The organism is Acidovorax sp. GW821-FHT11A03 (genome assembly GCF_058809075.1).
The window spans coordinates 33,073-55,884 of the sequence record NZ_JBXASG010000011.1; the positions used below are offsets into that span (position 1 = coordinate 33,073).

At 67.6% G+C, this 22,812-nt stretch carries 24 protein-coding genes and 1 tRNA gene; 10 read left to right on the forward strand and 15 right to left on the reverse strand.

Features of this window, described 5'->3' with window-relative positions; genetic code table 11:
• Positions 1-2 precede the first annotated feature (2 nt).
• Entirely contained in the window at positions 3-473 is a 471-nt protein-coding gene (nudB, locus tag AC1RVY_RS24275) for a dihydroneopterin triphosphate diphosphatase (protein WP_218293507.1), read from the forward strand.
• A gap of 71 nt (positions 474-544) precedes the next feature.
• Here the strand turns inward: nudB and AC1RVY_RS24280 are convergent, their stop codons facing one another.
• Positions 545-2,290 carry a response regulator gene (locus tag AC1RVY_RS24280; protein WP_492254707.1) on the reverse strand — a complete coding sequence of 582 codons (1,746 nt, stop codon included), beginning with the start codon at positions 2,288-2,290 and terminating at the stop codon, positions 545-547.
• Positions 2,291-2,409: 119 nt separating this feature from the next.
• Between AC1RVY_RS24280 and AC1RVY_RS24285 the strand changes: the two genes are divergently transcribed.
• The 8 genes from AC1RVY_RS24285 (at position 2,410) to AC1RVY_RS24320 (ending at position 8,859) form a co-directional block, all read left to right on the forward strand.
• Positions 2,410-3,147: an endonuclease/exonuclease/phosphatase family protein gene (locus AC1RVY_RS24285; RefSeq protein WP_492808648.1), complete on the forward strand. Its 738-nt coding sequence runs from the start codon at positions 2,410-2,412 to the stop codon at positions 3,145-3,147.
• A gap of 73 nt (positions 3,148-3,220) precedes the next feature.
• A complete protein-coding gene (gene clsB / locus AC1RVY_RS24290) occupies positions 3,221-4,459 on the forward strand; it encodes a cardiolipin synthase ClsB (RefSeq protein WP_492808650.1) in 1,239 nt (412 codons plus the stop codon).
• A 205-nt stretch (positions 4,460-4,664) separates the two neighbouring features.
• Complete coding sequence (folE, locus tag AC1RVY_RS24295; protein ID WP_218293511.1) at positions 4,665-5,393, forward strand: GTP cyclohydrolase I; 729 nt, start codon at positions 4,665-4,667, stop codon at positions 5,391-5,393.
• Positions 5,394-5,395: 2 nt separating this feature from the next.
• Entirely contained in the window at positions 5,396-5,818 is a 423-nt protein-coding gene (locus tag AC1RVY_RS24300) for a BLUF domain-containing protein (RefSeq protein ID WP_010461918.1), read from the forward strand.
• Between the two features lie 206 nt (positions 5,819-6,024).
• Positions 6,025-6,906, forward strand: coding sequence for an EamA family transporter (locus AC1RVY_RS24305; RefSeq protein ID WP_218293512.1), 882 nt, complete (start codon positions 6,025-6,027; stop codon positions 6,904-6,906).
• A gap of 6 nt (positions 6,907-6,912) precedes the next feature.
• Positions 6,913-7,800, forward strand: coding sequence for a DUF429 domain-containing protein (locus AC1RVY_RS24310; RefSeq protein WP_492808653.1), 888 nt, complete (start codon positions 6,913-6,915; stop codon positions 7,798-7,800).
• A gap of 38 nt (positions 7,801-7,838) precedes the next feature.
• Positions 7,839-8,063 carry a hypothetical protein gene (locus AC1RVY_RS24315; RefSeq protein ID WP_218341528.1) on the forward strand — a complete coding sequence of 75 codons (225 nt, stop codon included), beginning with the start codon at positions 7,839-7,841 and terminating at the stop codon, positions 8,061-8,063.
• A gap of 124 nt (positions 8,064-8,187) precedes the next feature.
• The gene (locus AC1RVY_RS24320) at positions 8,188-8,859 is read left to right on the forward strand and encodes a histidine phosphatase family protein (protein WP_492808655.1); all 672 of its coding nucleotides are present in this window, start codon (positions 8,188-8,190) and stop codon (positions 8,857-8,859) included.
• A gap of 62 nt (positions 8,860-8,921) precedes the next feature.
• On the opposite strand, the gene AC1RVY_RS24325 is transcribed toward AC1RVY_RS24320, so the two are convergent.
• The 8 genes from AC1RVY_RS24325 to AC1RVY_RS24360 form a co-directional block, all read right to left on the reverse strand.
• The gene (locus tag AC1RVY_RS24325) at positions 8,922-10,277 is read right to left on the reverse strand and encodes a tetratricopeptide repeat protein (protein WP_492808657.1); all 1,356 of its coding nucleotides are present in this window, start codon (positions 10,275-10,277) and stop codon (positions 8,922-8,924) included.
• Between the two features lie 24 nt (positions 10,278-10,301).
• Positions 10,302-10,910 (reverse strand): hypothetical protein, encoded by a 609-nt coding sequence (locus tag AC1RVY_RS24330; protein ID WP_218293517.1) that lies wholly within the window; start codon positions 10,908-10,910, stop codon positions 10,302-10,304.
• 132 nt (positions 10,911-11,042) lie between these two features.
• Positions 11,043-12,446: an amidase gene (locus tag AC1RVY_RS24335; RefSeq protein ID WP_492254709.1), complete on the reverse strand. Its 1,404-nt coding sequence runs from the start codon at positions 12,444-12,446 to the stop codon at positions 11,043-11,045.
• A 261-nt stretch (positions 12,447-12,707) separates the two neighbouring features.
• Positions 12,708-14,198 carry an ABC transporter substrate-binding protein gene (locus AC1RVY_RS24340; RefSeq protein WP_492808659.1) on the reverse strand — a complete coding sequence of 497 codons (1,491 nt, stop codon included), beginning with the start codon at positions 14,196-14,198 and terminating at the stop codon, positions 12,708-12,710.
• 103 nt (positions 14,199-14,301) lie between these two features.
• Positions 14,302-15,177: an ATP-binding cassette domain-containing protein gene (locus AC1RVY_RS24345; protein ID WP_218293520.1), complete on the reverse strand. Its 876-nt coding sequence runs from the start codon at positions 15,175-15,177 to the stop codon at positions 14,302-14,304.
• Positions 15,174-16,211: an ABC transporter ATP-binding protein gene (locus AC1RVY_RS24350; RefSeq protein WP_369641682.1), complete on the reverse strand. Its 1,038-nt coding sequence runs from the start codon at positions 16,209-16,211 to the stop codon at positions 15,174-15,176. The genes AC1RVY_RS24345 and AC1RVY_RS24350 overlap by 4 nt, the downstream gene beginning before the upstream one ends.
• Positions 16,212-16,241: 30 nt before the next feature.
• On the reverse strand, positions 16,242-17,120 hold the full coding sequence (locus tag AC1RVY_RS24355) for an ABC transporter permease (RefSeq protein ID WP_218293522.1): 879 nt from the start codon (positions 17,118-17,120) through the stop codon (positions 16,242-16,244).
• Between the two features lie 5 nt (positions 17,121-17,125).
• Positions 17,126-18,088 carry an ABC transporter permease gene (locus tag AC1RVY_RS24360; protein ID WP_218293523.1) on the reverse strand — a complete coding sequence of 321 codons (963 nt, stop codon included), beginning with the start codon at positions 18,086-18,088 and terminating at the stop codon, positions 17,126-17,128.
• Positions 18,089-18,297: 209 nt separating this feature from the next.
• Between AC1RVY_RS24360 and AC1RVY_RS24365 the strand changes: the two genes are divergently transcribed.
• Positions 18,298-18,555: a YfhL family 4Fe-4S dicluster ferredoxin gene (locus AC1RVY_RS24365; protein ID WP_218293524.1), complete on the forward strand. Its 258-nt coding sequence runs from the start codon at positions 18,298-18,300 to the stop codon at positions 18,553-18,555.
• 107 nt (positions 18,556-18,662) lie between these two features.
• Here AC1RVY_RS24365 and pth read toward each other — a convergent pair whose 3' ends face one another.
• The 6 genes from pth to AC1RVY_RS24395 all read right to left on the reverse strand — a co-directional run bounded on the left by pth (position 18,663) and on the right by AC1RVY_RS24395 (position 22,724).
• Entirely contained in the window at positions 18,663-19,271 is a 609-nt protein-coding gene (gene pth, locus AC1RVY_RS24370; RefSeq protein WP_218293525.1) for an aminoacyl-tRNA hydrolase, read from the reverse strand.
• Between the two features lie 218 nt (positions 19,272-19,489).
• Entirely contained in the window at positions 19,490-20,125 is a 636-nt protein-coding gene (locus AC1RVY_RS24375) for a 50S ribosomal protein L25/general stress protein Ctc (RefSeq protein ID WP_218293526.1), read from the reverse strand.
• Positions 20,126-20,287: 162 nt separating this feature from the next.
• A complete protein-coding gene (locus tag AC1RVY_RS24380; RefSeq protein ID WP_218293527.1) occupies positions 20,288-21,262 on the reverse strand; it encodes a ribose-phosphate pyrophosphokinase in 975 nt (324 codons plus the stop codon).
• 47 nt (positions 21,263-21,309) lie between these two features.
• Positions 21,310-21,386, reverse strand: a tRNA-Gln gene (locus AC1RVY_RS24385).
• Between the two features lie 30 nt (positions 21,387-21,416).
• Positions 21,417-22,274: a 4-(cytidine 5'-diphospho)-2-C-methyl-D-erythritol kinase gene (gene ispE, locus AC1RVY_RS24390; protein WP_492808662.1), complete on the reverse strand. Its 858-nt coding sequence runs from the start codon at positions 22,272-22,274 to the stop codon at positions 21,417-21,419.
• Between the two features lie 33 nt (positions 22,275-22,307).
• Positions 22,308-22,724 carry a lipoprotein insertase outer membrane protein LolB gene (locus AC1RVY_RS24395; RefSeq protein ID WP_492808664.1) on the reverse strand — a complete coding sequence of 139 codons (417 nt, stop codon included), beginning with the start codon at positions 22,722-22,724 and terminating at the stop codon, positions 22,308-22,310.
• Between the last annotated feature and the right edge of the window lie 88 nt (positions 22,725-22,812).

Below are 22,812 nucleotides of genomic sequence, written 5' to 3' on the forward strand. Positions count from 1 at the left end.
CCATGGTGGCAGCGCAGCGGCCCTGCAAGCTCCCGGAGTCGGTGCTGGTGGTGATCCACACCCCGGCGCTGGAGGTGCTGCTGATTCGCCGCGTGGGCGGCGAGGGGCACTGGCAGTCCGTCACCGGCAGCAAGGACCGCCTGGAGGAGCCTTTTGAGGAGACGGCCCGCCGCGAGGTGGCGGAGGAAACCGGCATCGATGCGCGGTCACCCGGCTGCGTGCTGACCGATTGGGCGCTGGAGAACGTCTACGACATCTGGCCGCAGTGGCTGTACCGCTACGCGCCCGGCGTGGTGCGCAACCGGGAGCGTGTGTTCGGGCTGCGCGTGCCTTCAGGCACCCCGGTCGTGCTCAGCCCGCGCGAGCACGATGCGTTCCGGTGGCTACCCTGGCAGGCCGCCGCGGACGCCTGTTTTTCCGCGTCGAACGCCGAAGCCTGCCTGCTGTTGCCCCGGTTCGCCGGGCAGGCCTGAGGCTTGGGGGGCGCCAGGCGCGTCGCCGATGGCACCGGAGGGGCGCCCGTCCAGCGGCGTTCCCGGGATTTTCAGACCGGCCGCAGGCGCAGCGCGGCCGCGGGGTCGGGAGGCTCGGCGGGGTCGGGGGCCAGGCTGTCCTGGGGCGGCGACGGGATGCGGGTGGGCTCATCGCCGCCGCCGCGCACGCGCAGCACCACGCCGCCGGGCCGGCGTTCGCTGTCCTGCCCCAGGATCGCCCGCGTGGGCGCGGTGCCCACACGCGTGCGCAGCGCGTCGATGGCGTCCTGCAGAGTTTCGGGCGAGGCCATGCGCGCGCGGTGGCGCAGCAGCACCTGCTGGGACATGTCCACCAGCTTGGAGTTGAGCGTGTGCCCGGCCTGCAGCAGCAGGTGGTTCACGGCGCCCGCCGGGTCGCCGGCCAGGCTTTGTGCCATGGCGGCCTCGGCGGTCTTGTTGATCTGCACGAGGCAGTCGCGCACCATCTCCCCGTAAGGTGCGTGCAGGCCGCAGGCGTTGGCCAGCAGCTCGGTGAGGCCCCGTGTGTTGGCGTAGCGCATGCCCAGCGCGCGCACCCAGCCCTCGCCCTCGGACAGGTCGATCGAGGTGACCGCGAGCACGGCCAGCAGGCTGCCCAGGTTGCACGCGGCCTCGAAGTCGAAGCCGCTGGAGGTGATCTCGCCGGCCATGCCGCGCACGGATTCCACGGCCTGCGAGAACTGGCGCTGCTGGATGAGCTGCAGCGTGCGCGCCACCGCCGCGAAACGCCGGATGCGGGCGCTGGACTCGTGCCGCTCCAGGATGCGGCCAAAGTCGGCCATGCAGCGCTCGATGCCCTTGCGGTCGTTGTCGGCGAAGTACGAGAACGTGAGCAGCACCAGCGACTGGAAGTCGAACAGCTTGGAGTCGATGCCCAGCACGGCCGCCCGTGCCAGCACCTTGGTGGCAGTTTCGCGGTCGCCCATGTAGTACGACATCATCCCCAGCTTCTGCAGCCGCACCACCGAATCCGGCGTGAGGCCGCTGGCCGTGCGGTAGGTCTCGATGGCCTGCGAGAAGTTGCCCAGTTCCACCTGCGCGCGGCCCAGCACGTCGTAGGCGTCGGCGAAGGAGGCGTCCTCGCCGATCAGCTCCTGCAGCGTGGTGATGGCCCGCGCCGCCTGCCCGGATTCGATCTGCGCGCGTGCCACCCCGAGCTTGGCCCAGGGCAGGGCGCGGGCGGCGATCACGGCCTCGAACAGCGTGCGGGCCTCGTCGTGGCGGGACAGGCGCAGCAGCAGTTCGGAGCCGATGCGCGCGGCATACAGCCAGTAGGGCTGGCGCGATTCGAAGCGCTCCACGCACAGCTGCGCGGCACGCTCGAAATCCTCGGCCTCGATGGCGTCGAAGATCGGGCGCAGATGGATCTTGCGCAGGCGCGCCAGGCTCAGGCGCTCGAAGAGCGCGCTGGGCGTGAAGGGCTTGAGCAGATAGCCGTCGAGCGCGGACTCGGCGGCCTCGGCCACGGCGGCGTACGAGGCCTCTGACGTGACCATGAAGAACACGGTGGAGAAGGGCAACAGCTGCGCGCGCCGCAGGTCGTCCAGCAGGGTCTGGCCCGAATAGCCCGATTCGCCGAAATACTGCTCGCACAGTACGTAGTCGAACACCGTGTGCTCCAGCCGGCTGCGCGCATCCTGCACCCGGGTGCACTGCACGATGCGGGTCACGCCGTACTCGCGCAACTGGCCCACGAGGATGCTGCGGGAAGTGGCATTGCTGTCGACGATCAGCGCCAGCACCGCAGGCGCGGCGGATGGGTCGTTCTCGGTAGCCATCAGGGTGTGTGCCGGCCCGCCATGGCGGGGGAGTGGAGTGCAACCAAGTGTAAACCGCCGCCGCGGCTTTCAGCGTCGGGCAAACCCGCAGCCAGTGCGGCTTGCGACACAATCAGGACATGGAACACGACGATATTCTGCGGGTGGCCACCTACAACATTCACAAGGGCGTGCAGGGCATCGGGCCCGCGCGCCGGCTGGAGATCCACAACCTGGGCCTGGCGGTGGAGCAGCTCGACGCCGACATCGTCTGCCTGCAGGAGGTGCGCAAGCTCCACCGGCGCGAGGCGACCTATTTTCAGCGCTGGCCCGAACTGCCCCAGGCCGAGTTCCTCGCGCCCGAGGGCTACGAGGCCGTGTACCGCACCAACGCCACCACCAAACACGGAGAACATGGCAACGCCCTGCTGTCGCGCTGGCCCGTGATCGGGCACCAGCACGAAGACATCTCGGACCACCGCTTCGAGCAGCGCGGGCTCTTGCATGTCGAGGTGGATGCCCACGGGCGGCGCATCCACGTGATCGTGGTGCATCTGGGGCTCATTCCCGGCAGCCGCATCCGCCAGATCGAACGCCTGCAGCGCTTCATCGAGCGCGAGGTGCCGTCCGGCGCGCCCGTCGTGGTGGCCGGGGACTTCAATGACTGGGGCCAGCAGGTCAAGCGCATGCTGGCCAGCTTTGCGCTGCACGAGTTCGACGCGCCGCGCACCTTCACCTACCCGGCGCGGCTGCCGCTGGCGCAGCTGGACCATGTGTACGTGCGCGGCCTCACGCCGCTGTCGCTGCATGTGCCGCGCGGCCGCATCTGGTGGCGCATGTCCGACCACCTCCCGCTGATCGCCGAGTTCAGGCTATGACCCCCGTTGTGCCGTTCGCGGCGCCTTCCTCCCTGGAAGGGGCGACGCCCCCGCCGGGCGACGGGCTGCCGAAATGAGAAGAAAGCCTTTCGCGCGGGCCCATGGGGCAGGATTTTCCGACGACCACCAGGTGCGCCTGCTGCAAGGGGCCGAGGAGCTTTTTCCCGCGCTGATCCAGGCCATGGACGCCGCCCTGTCAGACATCCAGTTCGAGACCTACATCTTCGACTTCACCGGCGCGGGCGCAGCCGTGGCCGAGGCCCTGATGCGCGCGGCGCAGCGCGGCGTGCGCACGCAGCTGGTGGTGGATGGCGTGGGCACGGGCGCCTTGCCCCACGGCTGGGCGCAGCGCCTGCAGGCGGCCGGCGTGCAGTACCGCGTGTATTCGCCGCTCGGCCCCCTGGGTCTGCTGCTGCCACACCGGTGGCGGCGGCTGCACCGCAAGCTGTGCGTGGTGGACGGCTGCATGCTGTTTTGCGGCGGCATCAACGTGCTGGACGACTTCCACGACCCCAACCACGGCGCGCTGGAGGCGCCGCGCTTTGACTTCGCGGTGCAGGCCACGGGCAGCCTGGTGGCATCGGCCAGCGAGACCATGGACCAGCTGTGGTGGCGCATGCAGGCCGTGCGCGACGCGCGCCAGCGCCGCCTGCCCGAGGCCCTGCGGGCCTTGCGCGCCGCCAGCGCGGCCAAGCATGCGCTGCAGGCCGCCGAGGCCGGCCCGCCCATGCGCGCCGCGCTGGTGCTGCGCGACAACGTGCGCAACCGCAGCCGCATCGAAAAGGCCTACCGCCGCGCCATCGGCGCCGCGCGGCACGAAGTCATCATCGCCAACGCCTATTTCATGCCCGGCGGCAAGCTGCGCCGCGCGCTGGTGATGGCGGCGCGCCGGGGCGTGCGGGTGCGCCTGCTGCTGCAGGGGCGCTACGAGTACTTCATGCAGTACCACGCGGCACGGCCCGTGTATGGCGCGCTGCTGGAGGCGGGGGTGGAGATCCACGAATACGCGCCCAGCTTCCTGCACGCCAAGGTGGCCGTGATCGACGCGATGGACGACAGGCCCTGGGCCACGGTGGGCTCGTCCAACCTCGACCCCTTGAGCCTGCTGCTGGCGCGCGAGGCCAACGTGGTGGTGGAGGACGCCGCCTTTGCCACCGACCTGCGCCAGCGCCTGGTGCATGCGATGCAGCATGCCGGCCGGCGCATGGACCCGGCGCGCTACGCGGGCCGCCCGCTGCGCCAGCGCGTGCTGGACCGCATTGCCTTCGGCCTCATGCGGCTGGCGCTGTGGATCACCGGAAAAAGCTATTGAGCCGCCCTGAGCGGCTGCGCCGCTTTCCCCTGGGGGTCGCCACCCGTGGCCCGGCAAAGCCGCTTCCACGGTGGCACTGGCGTGGGGCGGCGCCCTTGGCAAGTATTGCTATGAATAGCATAGCTGTTGGCGCTTTGCCATCAAGCGGTGGAGGCCAAAAACCTTTGAAATCTGCGGTGTGTCAATCGCTGTTACGATTCTGGCCATGTCCAGCCAACCCGCCGCCGATATGACGTCTACCCCGCCGGATGATGAAGGCACGCCTGTCTCCGTCAAGATCCGAGAGCGCCTTGCCGCTGCCCGCAAGCGTTTTCATGCCAATGACAACATCGCCGAGTTCATCGAGCCCGGCGAGCTGGAGAAGCTGCTCGACGAGGTCGAGGTCAAGATGCAGGGCGTGCTCGACAGCATGGTGATCAACACCGAAGGCGACCACAACACCAACAACACCGCGCGCCGCGTGGCCAAGATGTACCTCAACGAGGTGTTCAAGGGCCGCTACGTGGCGCAGCCGGCCATCACGGAATTCCCGAACGCCGAGCACCTGAACGAGCTCATGATCGTGGGCCCCATCACCGTGCGCAGCGCCTGCAGCCACCATTTCTGCCCGGTGATCGGCAAGATCTGGATCGGCGTGATGCCCAACGAACACACCAACGTGATCGGCCTGTCCAAGTACGCGCGCCTGGTGGACTGGGTCATGGGCCGCCCGCAGATCCAGGAAGAGGCCGTGGTGCAGCTGGCCGACCTCATCATGGAAAAGACCCAGCCCGACGGCCTGGCCATCGTGATGGAGGCCAGCCACTTCTGCATGTCCTGGCGCGGCGTGCGCGAGATGGACAGCAAGATGATCAACTCCGTGATGCGTGGCGTGTTCCTCAAAGATTCGGCGCTGCGCCGCGAATTTCTGTCCCTCATCCCTGGAAGGAACTGACCATGCTCGTACGCCTGCTCTATGCCAGCCGCGCGGTGGACACTTCGCCCGCCGCCATCGAAGCCATCCTGACGCAGTCGCGCCAGCACAACCCGGGCTGCGGCATCACCGGGGTGCTGTGCTACGGCGGCGGCGTGTTCCTTCAGGCCATCGAAGGCGGGCGCTCCGCGGTGAGCGACCTGTACGGCCACATCCAGAAGGACCCGCGCCACAAGAACGTGGAGCTGCTGCACTACGAAGAAATCGCCGAACGCCGCTTCGGTGGCTGGACCATGGGGCAGGTGAACCTGTCCAAGATCAACCACTCCATCCTGCTCAAGTACTCGGAGAAGCCCGAGCTGGACCCCTATGCCGTGTCGGGCAAGGTGTCGTTCGCGCTGCTCGAAGAACTGATGGCCACGGCCTCCATCATCGGCAGAGCCTGAAAGGCGGGGTGTTTTGCTGCTGCGCGGCCACACCCCGGGCCTGCGGTACTCGCCGCACGGGACTGCGGCTGCGTTCCTCCACCCAGGCTGAGACCGCTCGCTACACAAGTCACCCCACTTTTCGCTGATGCTCTGGCCTCGTTGCTTCGGCCGCAGCCCACCCGGTTCTGCGGCTTTTTGCATTCAGGCCGCTCTTCTTCTCATCCGTGACCCTTACCGCCTTCGCCCTCATCATCCTTGCCGGCCTCATCCACGCGTGCTGGAACATCGTGGCCAAGAAGGCCGGGGGCGATTCGCGGTTCGCGTTCTTCACCTCGGTGATCATGATGGTCATCTGGGCGCCGTTGGGCTGGTACCTGGGGCGCGATGCCGTGCCGCTGTGGGGGGCCACGGAGTGGGCCTTCGTCGCGGCCAGCGGGCTGCTGCACGTGGGCTACTTCGTCATCCTGCTGCGCGGCTACAGCAAGGCCGATCTCACCGTCGTTTACCCGCTGGCGCGCGGTTCCGGGCCGCTGCTGTCGTCGCTGGTGGCGGTGACGGTCCTGGGCGAGCGCATCTCGGCGCTGGGCGTGGCCGGCATCGCCGGCGTGGTGGGCGGGGTGTTCCTGATCGCGGGCGGCCCGGGCCTGCTGCGCGCCGCGCACGACCCTGCCGCCCGGGCGCGCGTGCACAAGGGCATGCTCTACGGCCTGCTCACGGGCGCCTTCATCGCCAGCTACACCGTGGTGGATGGCTATGCGGTCAAGATCCTGCTGATGTCCCCCATCCTGGTGGACTACATGGGCAACTTCGTGCGCGTGGGCTTGCTCGCGCCCGTGGTGCTGCGCGACCTGCCCACGGCCCGTGCGCTGTGGCTGGCGCAGTGGCGCTTCGCGCTGCTGGTGGCGGCGGTGAGCCCCGTGGCCTACGTGCTGGTGCTGTACGCGATGCGCGAGGCGCCCATGTCCCACGTGGCGCCCGCGCGCGAGGTGTCCATGCTGTTCGCGGCGCTCATCGGCGGCCACCTGCTGGGCGAGGGCGACCGCGTGGCGCGCATTTTTGGCGCGCTGTGCATTGCCGCGGGTGTCACCGCCCTGGCGCTGGGGTAGGCCGTCATGGCGGAGCCCATCCGTCCCCTGCTGCTGGGCTGCGATTTCTCCAGCAGCCCCACGCGGCGCAAGCCCGTCGTGCTGGCGCTGGGCCAGCGGCAGGGCGCGCGGGTACAGCTCGCCGCGCTGGAGCGCTTTGACACGCTGGCCGCGCTGGGCGAGTGGCTCGCCCGGCCGGGCGATTGGGTGGGCGGCTTCGACCTGCCCTTCGGCCTGCCGCGCGAGCTGGTGCGGGCGCTGGGCTGGCCGGTGCAGTGGCGCGCCTGCATGCAGCACTACCGCGGCCTCAGCCGCGCGCAGATCCGCGACCAGTTCGCCGCGTTCTGCGACGCACGCCCCGAGGGCGGCAAGTTCGCGCACCGCGCCACCGACGGGCCCGCGCGCTCCAGCCCGTCGATGAAATGGGTGAACCCGCCCGTGGCCTACATGCTGCACGCGGGCTTGCCGCTGCTGCTGGACGCCGGTGTCCATCTGCCGGGCCTGCACGGCGGAGACCCGCGCCGCGTGGCGCTGGAAGCCTACCCGGGGCTGCTGGCGCGCGAAGTGCTGCGGCGGCGCAGCTACAAGAGCGACGACCGCGCCAAGCATACGCCCGACCGGCTCATTGCCCGCAAGGACCTTGTGAATGCGCTGGAGATGGGCCAGACCCGGCTGGGCCTGCGCCTGAAGCTCAGCCACGCGCAGCGCGATGTGCTGGTGGACGACGCGAGCGGCGACAGCCTGGACGCCGTGCTGTGCCTGCTGCAGGCCGCCTGGGCCCAGCAGCGCCATGCAGAGGGCGACGCGCTCTACGGCCTGCCGCCCGGGCTGGACCCGCTCGAAGGCTGGATCGTGACCGCCGATGCCGCCGATATTGCCGCTTTTCCGGGCATCGGTCCGGCGCACGGTGCGTAGCATGGGCGGAACCCACGCCTGATATCTTCACCACCCCCATGCCGGTTGTCGCCCGCTCCCTGCTTGCCCTCGCCCTGCTGGCACCGCTGATGCCGCCCGCACAGGCCGCCCCCGCGCCCTGGTACTACTGGCGCAGCATGGTGGATGGCGCACGCGTCTGCGCGCAAGCCTCGCCGGGCCATGGCTGGCAGCGCGACAGCGCCGCCTACGAAGGCCCTGGCTGCCAGCCGCGCCGCAAAGTGCTCATCGTGCCCATGCGGTGACGTGCCGCACGGTGGGTGGTGGACAGGCTGCTGTTATAAAAAACATAGCTATCAGCGCTTGTTGCATAAGCGCTAGCAGTCAAAAGTGCTTGCAATCATGTGCATGCATTCGATAATGGCATGCATGACTGAATTGATTCTGATCCGCCACGGCGAGACCGACTGGAACCGCGAACTGCGCTTCCAGGGCCACGTGGATGTGCCCCTCAACGCCACCGGCCACGAACAGGCCCGCCGCCTCGCCGAACGCCTGGCCGCGGAACAGATCGTGGTGGACCACCTGGTCTGCAGCGACCTCATCCGCACGCAGCAGACCGCCACGCCCAGCCTGCAGGTGCTGTTCCCGGAACTGCGCATCGACACCCTCACCGACAGCAGCCTGCGCGAGCAGAGCTTCGGCGTGGTGGACGGCAAGCGCGTGGACGACATCAAGATCGAACACGCCGATGCCTGGACCCAGTGGCTGCGCTTCGATGCCGACTACGGCATGCCCGGCGGCGAGACCACGCGCCAGTTCCACACCCGCGTGATGGACGCCGTGCGCCGCATCGCGCTGCGGCACACGGGGAAAAAAGTCATGGTGGTCACCCACGGCGGCGTGCTCGACATGATCTGGCGCACCGCGCGCGGCACGGGCCTGGACGGCCCGCGCCAGAGCGACATCCCCAACGCCGGCCTGAACCGCGTGCGGGTGGATGGCGATGTGGTGGAGGTGCTGGACTGGGCCGATGTGCGGCATCTGGCGGACCTGCCGGCGCAGCCGGTGTATGACCAGACGAAGCTGCTGGTGAGATAGCCTGGCGGCAGGCACAGGGGAGGGCGGGCCGCGCCCGCGCCTGCTTCTATCGCCGGGCTCCGCTATCCCTGGTGTGGCAGCAGCAGCCCCAGGGCGCCATTGACCACCCCCACCTGCCGCGCGAGCCGCACCGACTCCGGCTGCGCATTGGCCATCGGCTGCAGCAGGTTCTGCACCGCCGCCCACTGCCCGTTGCGCTGCAGCGCATCCAGCCAGATCTGGTGGAACAAATCCCGCTGCGCGTGGCTGCCGCCGATCTCCAGCAGCCGTGGCAATGCCAGGCCCAGCTGCTCCGCCGCCGTGGCCCAGTCGCCTTGCGCATGCGCCAGCAGGCCGCGCGCGGCGGGCTCGCACACCTGCTTCCACACGGTGCGTTCATGTGCCTCGGTGCGCGTGGCGGCGTGGGCCTCGATGTTGCGCAGCAGCGTGCGTGCCGCCTCCGTGCGGCCCGCGCGGGCCAGGCCGTAGAGATACTGCAGGTCCAGGAACGGCAGTACATGGTCGGACAGGCGCAGTGCCAGGTGGCCGGCCACGTCGGCCCAGCGGTGGCCCACATCCACGCCCGCCAGTTCCAGCCGCGCCAGCAGCGAGACAGCGTTGATCTGGTCCTGCGTGTATTCCTTGACCACGCCCCACACCTGGCTGTCGTACAGCGCCAGCACCTCGGCGTGCCGGTCCTGCTCCAGCAGGAAGAGTGCCTGGTGCCACCAGTTGTGCGTGACCATGAAGGAGTTGAGCCCCGTCCAGGTGTCGCTCACGCCGGCCATGAAGTCCGCGCCTTCGCCGATGCGCCCCTGTGTCAGCATCACGTGTGCGAGGGCATGGTGGGCCCAGGGTTCCTTGCGGCACAGGCGCACCGCATGGCGCGCGGCGGCTTCCGCTTCGGTGAGCCGGTGGCACTGCTCCCAGCCAAAGGCCAGCATGCCGTGCAGGTAGGGCACGTCGGCGGCAGCGGGCAGGGCCTGCAGCGCCAGGCGCAGCATGCCGGGTGAGTCGCCGCGGTTGAACAAGTGGTATTGGCCGAGCTTGAGGGAGGCCAGGTCGCGCGGGAACAGGCGGGCCTGCTCCTCGTGCAGCGCGATGGCGCGCGGCAGGTCGCCGTGAACCCAGGCGGCGACGGCGGCCACGAAGCGCTGTTCGCGCTCGCTCGCCGCAGGGGCATGGGCGAGCGCCCGGTCAATGAAGGGGCGCGCGTTGCCCGGGGCCTGCGCCGATTCGGCGAACATGTGCAGTGCCGCGCAGCAGGCCTGCACGATGGCGCTGGGGTCGCCGGCGGCCTGCAGCACGTTCACCGCGCGGGCCTCGCAGGCGATGAAGCCTTCCACGAAGTCATTCAACGCCGCCGCGCTGCCTGGCTCGCGCAGGGTGGCGGTGTTGCCCAGGCTGTCGGTCAGTGCGTGCGTGGCGGTGGATGGCATGGGGGCATTGTTGGGCGGCAGGGCTCAGCCGCCCTTGATCAGCGTCAGATAGGCCTTGCGTGTCTCGGCCGATACGGAGGCCACCAGCTGCTCATGCGGCGTCTGGTGGCGCGCCAGCATGCGGGCCGTGGCAACGGTCTTGGACTTGCAGAACCAGTGGCAGGTGTGCTGCATCAGGAACAGCTCCGCCGTCATCATGTAGGCCCGGTCCTTGGGCGACAGGTGGCTGGTGTTCTGCACCACATGGGTGATGCCGCGTGCATGGATCGCCAGGGCCCGCCGCATGTCGAAGGTGAACGCCGGCAGGATCTTCTCGGCGAAGGGGATGGCCATCGCGAGGCGGCTGACCCGCGCGTCGGCGTCGCTCACCTTGGCGAAGTCCGCGGCGAAGCGGCTGAACTGCTCGCTCAGCTGCTGTTCGGTGGTGCTCAGCAGGCTCCAGATCTGGCTGCGGCGCTCATCGGTGCTTTCACCCAGGGCCCGCAGGTAGCCGTCTGTGAGCGCTTCCATCAGCTTTTCGATCTGGTAGTGGGCCAGATGGTTGCCCAGCAGCACGATGCGCTTGCGCTGCTCCTTGGCGTTGAGCATGAAGGTGCCGGTGGCGATGAGGATCGCCAGGATGAGGATGTCCATGCGGTGATTCGTTGAAGTGGTGCGTGTCGTGGTGGCCCGGGGCGCAGGCCAGCCCGGAGGGGGCGCCGCACGCGGGGCGTGCGTGTTGCCAACCCCTAGGTTACCAACATCCACCCCACCGGGCCCTCGGGGTTAAGCCGCAGGCGGCAGCGGCCAGGCCTTTTGCGGCTCGCGGATCAGCTCGAACGCATGGGCCACCTGCAGCACGCCCAGGTCGTCGAAGCGCGCGCCGGCGATCTGCAGGCCGATGGGCAGGCCGCTGGCGGTGTAGCCGCAGTTGACCGAGGCCGCCGGCTGTTCGGACATGTTGAACGGCACGGTGAAGCCGATGTGCTCGAGCGGGCGCAGCGGGTCGTTGGTGGGAGAGGGCAGTTCGGCCTGGAAGGCGGGCATCGGCGCCACGGGCGAGATCACGTAGTCGAACGCGCTGCAGGCCTTCACCGTATTCACGCGCGTGAGGTGGAACTGGTGGCTGGCGTTGAAGACCTCGGTGCCGCTCATGCTGGCGGCGCTGTCGGCCCAGGTGCGGATATAGGGCAGCACCTTGTCGCGCTGCTGCGCGGGCAGGGCCTTCAGGTCGATGTGGGAGCGCATGCGCCAGAAGTGGTCCATGCCGTCGAGCATGGCCTGGGTCATGAAGGGCAGCATGGGCACGATGGTGGCACCAGCGGCCTCCATCAGGCGGGCTGCGCGTTCCACGGCGGCCTTCACTTCGGGTTCCACCGGCAGGCCGCAGCCCGCGTCCAGCAGCAGGCCGATGCGCAGGCCGCGCAGGCGCTCCACGCCCTTGTTGAACTGGCTCCAGGCGATGTCCTGCGCTGGCAGGCTCATGCTGTCGCGCGCGTCCGGCTGGCTGAGTACCTGCATCATCAGCGCAGCGTCGGCCACCGTGCGGGTCATGGGGCCGGCGGCACGGCCGGTGTAGGGCGGGTCGATCGGGATGCGGCCCAGGCTGGGCTTCAGGCTGAAGATGCCGCACCAGCTGGCGGGCAGGCGCAGCGAGCCGCCGATGTCGGTGCCGATGTGCAGCGGCCCGTAGCCCGCCGCAGCGGCGGCACCGCCGCCGGCGCTGGAGCCGCCCGGGCCCTTGCTCACGTCCCAGGGGTTGCGCGACAGTGGGTGGAAGGTCGACAGGCCCGAGGACAGCATGCCGTAGTCGGGCATGGTGGTCTTGGCCACGATGACGGCACCGGCCTCGCGCATGCGGGCGGCGGGCGGCGCATCGGCGGCGGCGGGCACGAGTTCGACAGCGGCGGTGCCCAGGGGGGTCGGGTCGCCTTGCGTCGAGATGTTTTCCTTGATGGTGCTGGGCACGCCGTCGAGCGCGCCCTTGGGCTCGCCACGCAGCCAGCGCGCTTCCGATTCGCGGGCCTGCGCCAGGGCGGCCTCGGGCCGCAGCAGGTAGGTCGCCTTTATGTGGGGCTCCCAGCGCCCGATGTGGGCCAGCACGGCCTGCGTGACCTCGACGGGCGAGAGGCGGCGCGCGCGGTAGGCGGCCAGGAGGTCGTGGGCGGGCAGGTCGTGCAGGGCGGTCATGGTAGAGGGATTTTTGGTAAAAAAGGCTGATAACGCCTATGGATAAAGCGCTGGCAGCTATTGTTTCAGGAGTTATCTGCTCCCGAGCGTTTCAGCTATTCATTGCTCGGCGCGCCACCCACAGCCTCTGAAAAGGGCACGGCCCAGGCGCGGGCAGCCGAGCAAGGGCCGCCCCGCAGCGAGGGCTGCGTCCCCCTGCCCACATCGCGCAGCGATGTGAGAGCGGGGGGAAGGCCCGCAGGGCCTCAGGGGGGTGTCTCATCAACTCCAGGACAGCGTGGAGATGTCGTTCACGAACACGGGCATGTCTTTCCACAGGCCCTTGAGGCTCTTGTTGGCCACCGTGATCCACTGGTTGGAGTACAGGAACGCGTGCACCGCATCGTTGGCCAGCAGGCGCTGCGCGTCGCCCAGCAGGCGTGCGCGGTCAGCGGGGCGCGCGGCGTTCTTGATCTGGTTGAACAGCTCGTTGAACTTGGGCGAGTTGTAGGCCCAGTAGTAGTCGGGCTTGGCGAAGTTGCCCAGGTCGAACGGTTCCACGTGCGAGATGATGGTCAGGTCGTAGTTCTTGCTGCCGTAGGTGCCGGACAGCCACTGCGCCCATTCCACGTTCTGGATCTTGGCGATGATGCCGACCTTGGCCAGCTGGGCGGCGACCACCTCGCCGCCCTGGCGGGCGTAGGGCGTGGGCGGCAGCGTCAGGGTCAGCTCCAGCGGTGTCTTGATGCCGGCCTCGGCCAGCAGCTTCTTGGCCTTCTCGGGGTCGTAGGGGTTCACGCCCGTGGTGTCCACGTAGCCGAACGCGCCGGGCACGTAGTGGCTGCCGATGGGCGCGCCATAGCCGTCGCCCGCACCTTCGATCACGGCCTTGCGGTCCACGGCGGCGGCGATGGCGCGGCGCACGCGCACGTCGTCCAGCGGCTTCTTGCCGTTGTTGATCGCCAGGATGGTCTTGGCGCGCGAGCCGCTCACCACCACCTGGAACTTGGGGTTGCCCTTGAACTGCGGCACGCTGCGGGGCGTGACGCGGGGGAACGCATCCACGTCGCCGGCCAGCAGGGCGGCCACCTGGGCGGCGGGGTCGGAGATGAAGCGGAACGTGGCGCGCTTGATCTTGAGCGCCTTGGCATCGCGAAAGCCCTCCCAGGCCGTCAGCACCACGGAGGAGCCCTTGTTCCAGGCCTGCAGCTGGTAGGGGCCGGTGCCCACGGGCTTGTTGGCGTTGGTGTCGGCGCTCTTGGGCTCCACGATGATGGAGGTGGCCTGGCCCAGCACGAACAGCAGGTCGGGGTCGATGTCCTTGTTGAGCAGCACGACGGTGTAGTCGTCCACCACCTGCGTGGTGAGGTTGGCGAAGGTGCGCTTGTCCTTGTTGGTGCTCTTTTCGCCGCCGGCGCGGTCGTACGAGAACTTCACCACGGCCGCGTTGAAGGGCTCGCCGTTCTGGAACTTCACGCCCCGGCGCAGCTTGAAGGTGTAGGTCTTGAGGTCGGGCGAGACCTCCCAGCTCTCGGCCAGCAGCGGCGACACGCTGCCGTCGGCGTTGATCTTGGTGAGCGTCTCGAAGATGTTGTACTGCACGATCTCGGCGATGGCCGATGCGGCGCCGGCCGTGGGGTCCAGGCCCGGGGGTTCGAGCGTCATGGCCAGCACCACGGCGTCTTTGCGGCCCTGCGCCAGGGCGCCGAGCGAGGTGGACAGGGGCACGGCGGCGATGGCGCCAGTGGCTAGGACGGTACGGCGGTTCAGCATGTTCGGACTCTCCAGACAAAAAAACCAGACGAAAGCCCCGGTGTCATTTCAATTTGTTACCGGGGAGCACAAAAGCTTTTTACACCATCGCGTGCGCATTTGGTTATGCGGTTTTTGCGGTGGCCGTGGCAGCGGCCGCCGCGGCGCGGCGTGCGCGCGCCCGGCCGGGCTGCACCTGCGGCACGGCGCCCACCAGCGACTGGGTGTAGGGGTGCTGCGCGTTGCGGAACAGTTCAGCCGGAGAGCCGCGTTCGACGATGCGGCCCTGGTACAGCACCACGACTTCATCGCACAGATGGTTGACCACCGCCAGGTCGTGGCTGATGAGCATGTACGTGATGCCGAACTCCTGCTGCAGGTCCTGCATGAGGTTCAGCACCTGGGCCTGCACGGACACGTCGAGCGCGCTCACGGGCTCGTCGGCGACGATGAGGCGCGGGCGCGTGATGAGCGCGCGCGCGATGGCGATGCGCTGGCGCTGCCCGCCCGAGAATTCATGCGGGTACTTGGAGAGGTCGTTGGTGCGCAGGCCCACCTGGGCCAGCACCTGGCCGGCCTGCTCGCGCTGGGCGGCGCGGCTGGTTTCACCCTGGGCCTGCAGGGGCTCGGTCACGATGCGCTCCACCGTCTGGCGCGGATCGAGCGAGCCGTAGGGGTCCTGGAAGACCATCTGGAAGTCGCGCCGCGCGTGGCGCAGCTGCTCTGCGGGCAACTGGTGCAGGTTGCGGCCCTGCAGCTCGACGGTGCCGGAGGTCGGTGTGTCCAGCGCCATCACCAGGCGGGCCAGGGTGGATTTGCCCGAGCCCGATTCGCCGACGATGCCCAGGCTGCGGCCTGCAGCCACCGAAAAGCTCACGCCGTTGAGTGCATGCACCTTGCCCGGGGGCTGGAACAGATGTTCCCGCGGCAGCGTGTATTCACGCACCAGGTCTTTCACCTGCAGCAGGGGGGCGTTGGAAAGGGACGCCAGGGGGGTCATGCGGTCACCTCGACAATGTTCACCGCCTGGGCACTCTGGGCCTCGGCGATGGCTTCGCGGCGCAGGCAGCGCACCGCGTGGTCGCCATCGGCATCGGTGGCCACCAGCGTGGCTTCGGGCCGATCGTGGTGGCAGGCATCCACGGTGTAGCTGCAGCGCCCGGCGAACGGGCAGCCGGCCGGCAGGTCCACGAGTTCCGGCACGGTGCCGGGGATGGTGGACAGGCGCGGGCGCTGGCCGGGTGCATGCACGGCGCCCAGATGGGGCCGTGCCGCGAACAGTCCGCGTGTGTAGGGGTGGGCCATGGCGGAGAAGACGGAAGCGGTGGAGCCGCTCTCGACCACGCTGCCGCCATACATCACCATCATGCGGTCCACGTTCTGCGAGATCACGCCGAGGTCGTGCGAGATGAGGATCAGCGCCATGTTGCGCTCGGCCACGAGGTCGCTGATGAGGTCCAGGATCTGTTGCTGGATGGTCACGTCCAGCGCGGTGGTGGGCTCGTCGGCGATCAGCAGGTCGGGCCCGCAGGCCAAGGCCATCGCAATGGTGATGCGCTGGCGCTGGCCGCCCGAGAACTGGTGGGGGTAGGCATCGAAGCGCTGCGCGGCGTGGGGGATGCCCACGCGGTCGAGCAGCGCCAGGGCCTCCGCGCGCGCGGCCGAAGCGCTCATGCCACGGTGCAGACGCAAGGGCTCGGCCACCTGGCGGCCAATGGTGTGCACGGGGTTCAGGGCCGTCATGGGCTCCTGGAACACCATGCCGATGCGGTTGCCGCGCATCTTGCACATCTGCGCATCGGTGCGGCCCACCAGCTCCTGGCCATCAAAGCGGATGCTGCCCGTGACCTGCGCGCTGTCGGGCAGCAGGCCCATGAGCGACATGGCGGTGATGGACTTGCCGCAGCCCGACTCGCCGATCAGGCCCAGGGTTTCTCCGCGCGCCAGCGAAAAGCTTACGCCGCGCACGGCGTCGGCGGGGCCTCGGTGGGTCTGCAGGCGGATGCGGAGGTTGGAGACTTCTAACAGAGACATCGTGGGATTCTGGTGGTCTGCTTGGCGGGATCAGCGCTTGCGTGAAAGGCGGGGGTCCAGCAGGTCGCGCAGGCCGTCGCCCAGCAGGTTCAGGCCCAGCACGGCCAGCGCGATGGCAACGCCGGGCCACACGGCCAGCAGCGGCGCCTGGAACATCAGGGTCTGTGCCTCGCTGAGCATGCGGCCCCACGAAGGCTGGGGTGGCTGCGTGCCCAGGCCCAGGTAGGAGAGGGCGGCTTCCGCCAGGATGGCGATGGCGAACTGGATGGTGGCCTGCACGATGAGCACCGACAGGATGTTGGGCAGCACATGCTCGAGGGTGATGCGCCAGCCGCCCTTGCCGCAGGCGCGCGAGGCCATGATGTACTCGCGCGACCACACGGCGTTGGCCGAGGCGCGCGTGACGCGCGCGAAGGTGGGGATGTTGAAGATGCCGATGGCGATGATGGAATTGACGATGCCCGCCCCGAACACCGCCGTCATCATGATGGCCGAGAGGATGGCGGGGAACGCGAACGTGAAGTCCGCCAGCCGCATGATCAGTTCTTCCACCCAGCCGCGCTTGGCGGCGGCCAGCAGGCCCAGGGCCGTGCCGATGGTCAGGCCGATGCCCACGGCGATCACGCCCACCAGGATGGAGTTGCGCGCGCCCACCAGCAGCAGCGACGCGACATCGCGCCCGAAGGCATCGGTGCCCAGCCAGTGGGTGCCGGATGGACTCGCCAGCTTGTTGGCCAAGTCCATCTCGTAGGGCGACCAGGGCGTCCAGACGAAGGAGAGCAGCGCAGCAAGGATCAGCAGCGCTGACAACACAGCACCAATGACAAAACTGCGGTGGCGCAGGGCGCGGTGCAGCCAGCCGGGGGCGGAGGGCGTGGAAGAGGAGGGGGTGGACACGGCGGCGCTCATGGGAATCAGATGTCGGAAGCCTTCACGCGGGGGTCGATCACGGCGTAGAGGATGTCCACCACGAAGTTCACGATCACCACCATGGCCGCGAGCAGCATCACGCAGTTGCGCACCACGATCAGGTCGCGGTTGGAAATCGACTGGAAGATCAGGCGCCCCAGGCCTGGCAGGTAGAACACGTTCTCCACCACGATGGTGCCGGCCAGCAGGTTGGCGAACTGCAGGCCCATGACGGTGACCACGGGGATCATGGCGTTGCGCAGCACGTGGCCCCAGAGCGCGGCGCGCTGCGACAGGCCCTTGGCGCGCGCGGTGCGCACGAAGTCTTCGCGCAGCACCTCCAGCACGGCCGAGCGCGTGATGCGTGCGAGGATGGCCGCCTGCACCACGGCCAGCGCGATGGCCGGCAGCAGCAGCGCCTTGAGAGCTTCCAGCGGGCCGCCGCCGGCGTCCTCCGTCCAGCCGGGGAAGCCGCCGGCGGAAAACCATTGCAGCTTCACCGAGAACAGCAGGATCAGCAGGATGGCGAACCAGAAGTTGGGAATGGCGATGCCGATCTGCGCCAGCCCCATCACGCCCACGTCGCCGAGCTTGTTATGGCGCGCGGCGGCGTAGACACCCGCCGCGAGCGCCAGCACCGTGGTGATGACCATGGCCATGAGGGCCAGCGGCACGGTCAGGGCCAGGCGCTCCAGCACCAGATCAAGAACCGGGGAGCTGTAGGCATAGCTGTCGCCCATGTTGCCCACCACCAGGCCGCTGACCCAGTTCCAGTAGCGCAGGCCGGCGGGCTGATCCAGCCCCAGCTTGGCCGCCAGCGCGGCCACGGCATCGGGAGAGGCGTCGGGGCCCATCAGGATCTGGGCGGCGTTGCCCGGCAGGATCTCTAGCACCAGGAACACCACGACCGAAGCACCGATCAGCGTGGCCAGGAGGGTGATGAATCGCTTGAGGAAAAACAGGCCCATGGGAGGGTGGCGTCAGGAAAAAGGAGGAAGGCGCGAGTGCGTCAAATTAATGTGTATACACAGCATAACGGTAAAAACATCCCCGTCGGCGGTGGTGGGTTGCAGTGTCGCATGCAAGGCACATGCCACCATCGCGGGATAATACGGAGCATGAACTGCGCTGCGTACCTTCTGGCCCCTGCTTCCGGCTCCATGCCCAGGGAGGCCGCATGGCGCTGATGATCACCGACGAGTGCATCAACTGCGATGTCTGCGAGCCCGAATGCCCCAACCAGGCGATCTACCTGGGGCAGGAGATCTACGAGATCGACCCGAGCAAATGCACCGAATGCGTGGGGCACTTCGATGAGCCCCAGTGTGTGCAGGTCTGCCCCGTCGCGTGCATCCCCGTGAACCCGCAGCACGTGGAGAACCGGGAAACCCTGTGGCAGAAATTCCAGCGGCTGCAGGCTGCACCGCCGGCCTGATTTCAAGCCTTGGAGGCGGTAAGCGCTTGTGTATCAAGCGCAGGATGCTATGAAATAAATAGCAATGACTGCCATGCCCTGTGGGCAGGGCCACGCCGCCAGGGGGGTCAGTCTTCCGCGGGACGGGGTGGCTTGGGGCGTGGCGGCTTGGTGGTGTGGATGAGCAAGGTGGCCTTGTCCATCTCCCCCGCCAGCATGGCCGGGTAGGCCTTCAGGGAATGGGCGATGCTGTCCTCGATCAGCGTGCGCTGGTCGGGCGAGGGTTTCTTGAGCACCCAGTTGGCGACTTCACTTTTCACGCCCGGATGGCCGATGCCCACGCGCAGGCGCCAGTAGTCGGGCGAGCCCAGCTGGCCGTGGATGTCGCGCAGCCCGTTGTGCCCGGCATGGCTTCCGCCGCGCTTGAGCTTGACCTGCCCGGGCGGAATGTCCAGTTCGTCATGCACCACCAGGATTTCTTCGGGCTGGATCTTGAAGAAGCGCGCCAGCGAAGCGACGGACTTGCCCGAGAGGTTCATGAAGGTCTGCGGCTCCAGCAGCCACACGCTCTGTCCATGCACCGTGGTGCGCGCGACCAGCCCGTGGTAGCTGCGCTCGGGCACCAGCGTGGCCTTGAGCTCGCGCGCCAGGGCATCGATCCACCAGAAACCGGCGTTGTGGCGGGTGGCCTCGTAGTCTGGCCCGGGGTTTCCAAGGCCTACAAACAGCTTGATCATGGGCGGGATTATCCGTGTGCGGCGGTGGTGCGAACTGCAAGGGGTGCGGAGCGGCTCCGCCGGGGAAGGGGGGCTTGCCCGGCAGCGGGACGGTGCCCGCCAGGCCGCGTCTTCCAATGAAAACGGCCCACGCAGGGTGGGCCGTTTCGGTGGCCAGCGTCGCCGGAGCGCGCTGGCCGTGGGGAAGAAGCAAAGGGTCGTCCGTGAAGGACGGCTGATTACTTCTTGCCCTTGCCCTTGCCCTTGGCGTCGGCCGCGGGGGCTGCTTCGGCAGGGGTCTCGACGACCACGACCGGAGGCACCACGGACACCAGAACGGGGTTGTTGTTCTGGCCACCACGGACCTTGGCCACCACGCCCTTGGGCAGCTTGATGTCCTTCAGGTGCAGGGATGCGCCCTTTTCCAGCTTGGACAGGTCCACAGCGATGAACTCTGGCAGGTCCGAAGGCATGCAGGTCACGTCCAGTTCGTTCACGATCGGGTTGACCATGCACTTGTCGACCTTGACGGCGTTGGACTCTTCAGCGCCGCTGTAGTGCAGTGGCACCTTCATGTGCAGCTTGGTCTTTTCGTCCACGCGCTGGAAGTCGATGTGCAGGACGAGCTGCTTGTAGGGGTGGTATTGCACGTCGCGCAGCAGGACCTTAGAGGTCGTGCCGGCCACTTCCATGTCCAGCACGCTGGAGTGGAAAGCTTCCTTCTTGAGGGCGTGCCACAGTGCGTTGTGGTCCACCTCGATGAGTTGGGGTTCGGTGGTGCCACCGTAGACGATGCCAGGCGTCTTGCCCGAATTGCGCAGACGGCGGCTCGCACCCGTACCTTGCTTGGCGCGCTCAAAAGCGACGAAGTTCATAACTAGCTCCTGAAAAGGACAGACCGCGACCAGTCTTGCCCTGTTGAAAAAAGCCTGCGGTGCCATTCCTGGCGGCAGGCCCATGCAATGCCCTCGAACAGGCAAGCCTCCCGAAGGAGGCCTGCACGCAATCCGGTCCGCAACGCTCCCGTGGGAAGCGCGTCAGAACAGGTTGTCCTGGTCCGAGAACAGACTCATCACCGACTCACCCTTGGCAATGCGTTGTATCGTCTCTGCGATCAGCGGTGCCACGGAGAGCTGGCGAATCTTGGTGCATCCCCGGGCGTTGTCGCTCAAGGGGATGGTGTTGGTCACCACCACTTCGTCGAGGGCGGAACCCTTGGCGATGCGTTCGATGGCAGGACCCGAAAAAATGGGGTGCGTGCAGTAGGCGTACACCTTCTTGGCGCCACGCTCCTTGAGCACTTCGGCCGCCTTCACCAGCGTACCGGCGGTATCGATCATGTCGTCCATGATCACGCAGTTGCGGCCTTCGATCTCGCCGATCACGTGCATGACTTCCGACACGTTGGCCTTGGGGCGGCGCTTGTCGATGATGGCCAGGTCGCAGTTGAGCTGCTTGGCGAGCGCACGCGCCCGCACGACGCCACCCACGTCGGGCGAAACCACGATCAGGTCTTCGTAGTTCTTCTGGCGCAGGTCACCCAGCAGCACGGGCGATGCGTAGATGTTGTCCACGGGGATATCGAAGAAACCCTGGATCTGGTCGGCATGCAGGTCCATGGTCAGAACCCGGGCAACGCCCACGGCCTGCAGCATGTTGGCCACCACCTTGGCGGTGATCGGCACGCGCGTGGAACGCGGGCGGCGATCCTGGCGGGCATAGCCGAAGTAGGGGATCACGGCGCTGATCCGCTCTGCCGACGCGCGCTTGAGCGCATCGACCATGATCAGCAGTTCCATCAGGTTTTCGTTGGTCGGCGCGCAGGTGGACTGCACCACGAAAACATCCCGTGCACGCACGTTCTGTTTGATTTCTACGGTGACTTCGCCGTCGGAGAAGCGACCCACGTCGGCTGCACCGAGGGTGGTGCCGAGGTGTTGGGCGATTTCAGCTGCCATGCCAGGATTGGCATTGCCGGTGAAAACCATGAAGTCGGGGTGGTTGGCTTGCATGAGCGTCCCAGCAGTCTGAAAAAAAAGCCCGTACGCGAAAAGAAATTTGGCAGGGGAAGAAGGATTCGAACCTTCGCATGCCGGAATCAAAATCCGGTGCCTTAACCAGCTTGGCGACTCCCCTACACAGGTCAACTGCCGAAGGCAGCGAACCTTAATTCTCGTCTGATGCCCAGCCTGCCAGAGGATGGATCATCAGATTTTCACATGCCTTGATCTGCCAGCCCTCGGGGGCGCGGTCCAAATCAACTGCGTGTGACATTTGTGCAAACACCGCACTGCCTGAGCCTGTCATCCGGCCTTGCAACCCTCGCGACCTGAGCCATTCAATGGCTTCGGTGACTTCGGGGCAGAGCGCCTGGGCAACGGGCTGCAAGTCGTTTCGACCGAAGTCAAAGTGTGCTGCAGCAAAGCCTAAGATTGTAGCACTATCTGAATCGCGTTTCAAACTTGGTGACGAAAAAATTGATTTTGTCTCCAAGCCTGCTGCGGGCTTCACGATGGCAAAGCGCGCTGGCGGCAGTTGGTGTGCTTTCTCAAGCGGCGTGATTGTCTCACCAATTCCTTCGACCCAGGCGTTGTGGCCGCGTAAAAAAAATGGAATGTCGGCACCCAGCGTCAATCCGATCTTTTCGAGCGCCGTGCGCGGCAGGGCCAGGCCCCACAGCCGATTGAGGGCCAGCAAGGTGGTTGCGGCATCCGACGAGCCGCCCCCCATGCCCGCTTGCGAAGGCACGCTCTTCAAGACGCCGATGCGCGCGCCCTGGCGGCAGCCCGTGGCCTGCTGCAGGGCACGCGCCGCCTTGATGGTGAGGTCTATCTCCGGCAATGCGGGGCCGATGTCTTCACGCGTGATCTCGCCTGACGCGCAGCGCTCGAAATGGAGCGTGTCGCACCAGTCGACCAGCATGAAGACCGACTGCAGCAGGTGGTAGCCGTCCGGGCGTCGGCCTGTGACGTGCAGAAAAAGGTTGAGCTTGGCCGGGGCCGGCACGTCATACAGGGCTTGCATGGCAACAAACGGTGCGCGAGGAGGGGATGCGGGCTAGCGGGTCAGGGCGATGCGCAAGGTGGCCTGTGGCACGGGGTCGTCCCGGTGCGCGACCAGCCGCCCCTGCTCCAGGGCGGAGAGGTCCGCTCTCCAGCCTGGCACCGTGGCTTGCACGCCCTTGAGCCAGCCAAACAGGGCCGCGACGGGGAGGCGCGTGCCGGTCACATCCTGCAGCAGTGCATCCAGCGAATCGGAGGTGCGGGTCTCCTGCGCGCTGACGAGCTGCGCGTGCCCATCCTTCCAGTCCAGCTGCGCGATGCGGCTGCCCAGGGGGCTTATCAATGCAAGCCCCCCGCTCTGGGCATTGCCGCGCAGCTCGAACATGGCGGAAAACGACTGCGATGCCTGCCCATCGACTTGCAGGGCCAGGCGACCGCTCCATGCGTCTTCTTCAGGAGCGGTTTTTTGCATCGGCTGCGCACAACCGGCCAGCCACAACGCGCAGGCAAGCCATGCGAGCAACACGGCGAAACGCCGCAGACCTGCAAGGCCGACCATG

What these genes read in the sequence shown, in the direction of transcription:
- nudB (WP_218293507.1), top strand. Translation starts at nt 3, where the DNA reads ATGGTGGCAGCGCAGCGGCCCTGCAAGCTCCCGGAGTCGGTGCTGGTG.
- AC1RVY_RS24280 (WP_492254707.1), bottom strand. Translation starts at nt 2,290, where the DNA reads ATGGCTACCGAGAACGACCCATCCGCCGCGCCTGCGGTGCTGGCGCTG.
- AC1RVY_RS24285 (WP_492808648.1), top strand. Translation starts at nt 2,410, where the DNA reads ATGGAACACGACGATATTCTGCGGGTGGCCACCTACAACATTCACAAG.
- clsB (WP_492808650.1), top strand. Translation starts at nt 3,221, where the DNA reads ATGAGAAGAAAGCCTTTCGCGCGGGCCCATGGGGCAGGATTTTCCGAC.
- folE (WP_218293511.1), top strand. Translation starts at nt 4,665, where the DNA reads ATGTCCAGCCAACCCGCCGCCGATATGACGTCTACCCCGCCGGATGAT.
- AC1RVY_RS24300 (WP_010461918.1), top strand. Translation starts at nt 5,396, where the DNA reads ATGCTCGTACGCCTGCTCTATGCCAGCCGCGCGGTGGACACTTCGCCC.
- AC1RVY_RS24310 (WP_492808653.1), top strand. Translation starts at nt 6,913, where the DNA reads ATGGCGGAGCCCATCCGTCCCCTGCTGCTGGGCTGCGATTTCTCCAGC.
- AC1RVY_RS24315 (WP_218341528.1), top strand. Translation starts at nt 7,839, where the DNA reads ATGCCGGTTGTCGCCCGCTCCCTGCTTGCCCTCGCCCTGCTGGCACCG.
- AC1RVY_RS24320 (WP_492808655.1), top strand. Translation starts at nt 8,188, where the DNA reads ATGACTGAATTGATTCTGATCCGCCACGGCGAGACCGACTGGAACCGC.
- AC1RVY_RS24325 (WP_492808657.1), bottom strand. Translation starts at nt 10,277, where the DNA reads ATGCCATCCACCGCCACGCACGCACTGACCGACAGCCTGGGCAACACC.
- AC1RVY_RS24330 (WP_218293517.1), bottom strand. Translation starts at nt 10,910, where the DNA reads ATGGACATCCTCATCCTGGCGATCCTCATCGCCACCGGCACCTTCATG.
- AC1RVY_RS24335 (WP_492254709.1), bottom strand. Translation starts at nt 12,446, where the DNA reads ATGACCGCCCTGCACGACCTGCCCGCCCACGACCTCCTGGCCGCCTAC.
- AC1RVY_RS24340 (WP_492808659.1), bottom strand. Translation starts at nt 14,198, where the DNA reads ATGCTGAACCGCCGTACCGTCCTAGCCACTGGCGCCATCGCCGCCGTG.
- AC1RVY_RS24345 (WP_218293520.1), bottom strand. Translation starts at nt 15,177, where the DNA reads ATGACCCCCCTGGCGTCCCTTTCCAACGCCCCCCTGCTGCAGGTGAAA.
- AC1RVY_RS24350 (WP_369641682.1), bottom strand. Translation starts at nt 16,211, where the DNA reads ATGTCTCTGTTAGAAGTCTCCAACCTCCGCATCCGCCTGCAGACCCAC.
- AC1RVY_RS24355 (WP_218293522.1), bottom strand. Translation starts at nt 17,120, where the DNA reads ATGAGCGCCGCCGTGTCCACCCCCTCCTCTTCCACGCCCTCCGCCCCC.
- AC1RVY_RS24360 (WP_218293523.1), bottom strand. Translation starts at nt 18,088, where the DNA reads ATGGGCCTGTTTTTCCTCAAGCGATTCATCACCCTCCTGGCCACGCTG.
- AC1RVY_RS24365 (WP_218293524.1), top strand. Translation starts at nt 18,298, where the DNA reads ATGGCGCTGATGATCACCGACGAGTGCATCAACTGCGATGTCTGCGAG.
- pth (WP_218293525.1), bottom strand. Translation starts at nt 19,271, where the DNA reads ATGATCAAGCTGTTTGTAGGCCTTGGAAACCCCGGGCCAGACTACGAG.
- AC1RVY_RS24375 (WP_218293526.1), bottom strand. Translation starts at nt 20,125, where the DNA reads ATGAACTTCGTCGCTTTTGAGCGCGCCAAGCAAGGTACGGGTGCGAGC.
- AC1RVY_RS24380 (WP_218293527.1), bottom strand. Translation starts at nt 21,262, where the DNA reads ATGCAAGCCAACCACCCCGACTTCATGGTTTTCACCGGCAATGCCAAT.
- ispE (WP_492808662.1), bottom strand. Translation starts at nt 22,274, where the DNA reads ATGCAAGCCCTGTATGACGTGCCGGCCCCGGCCAAGCTCAACCTTTTT.
- AC1RVY_RS24395 (WP_492808664.1), bottom strand. Translation starts at nt 22,724, where the DNA reads ATGCAAAAAACCGCTCCTGAAGAAGACGCATGGAGCGGTCGCCTGGCC.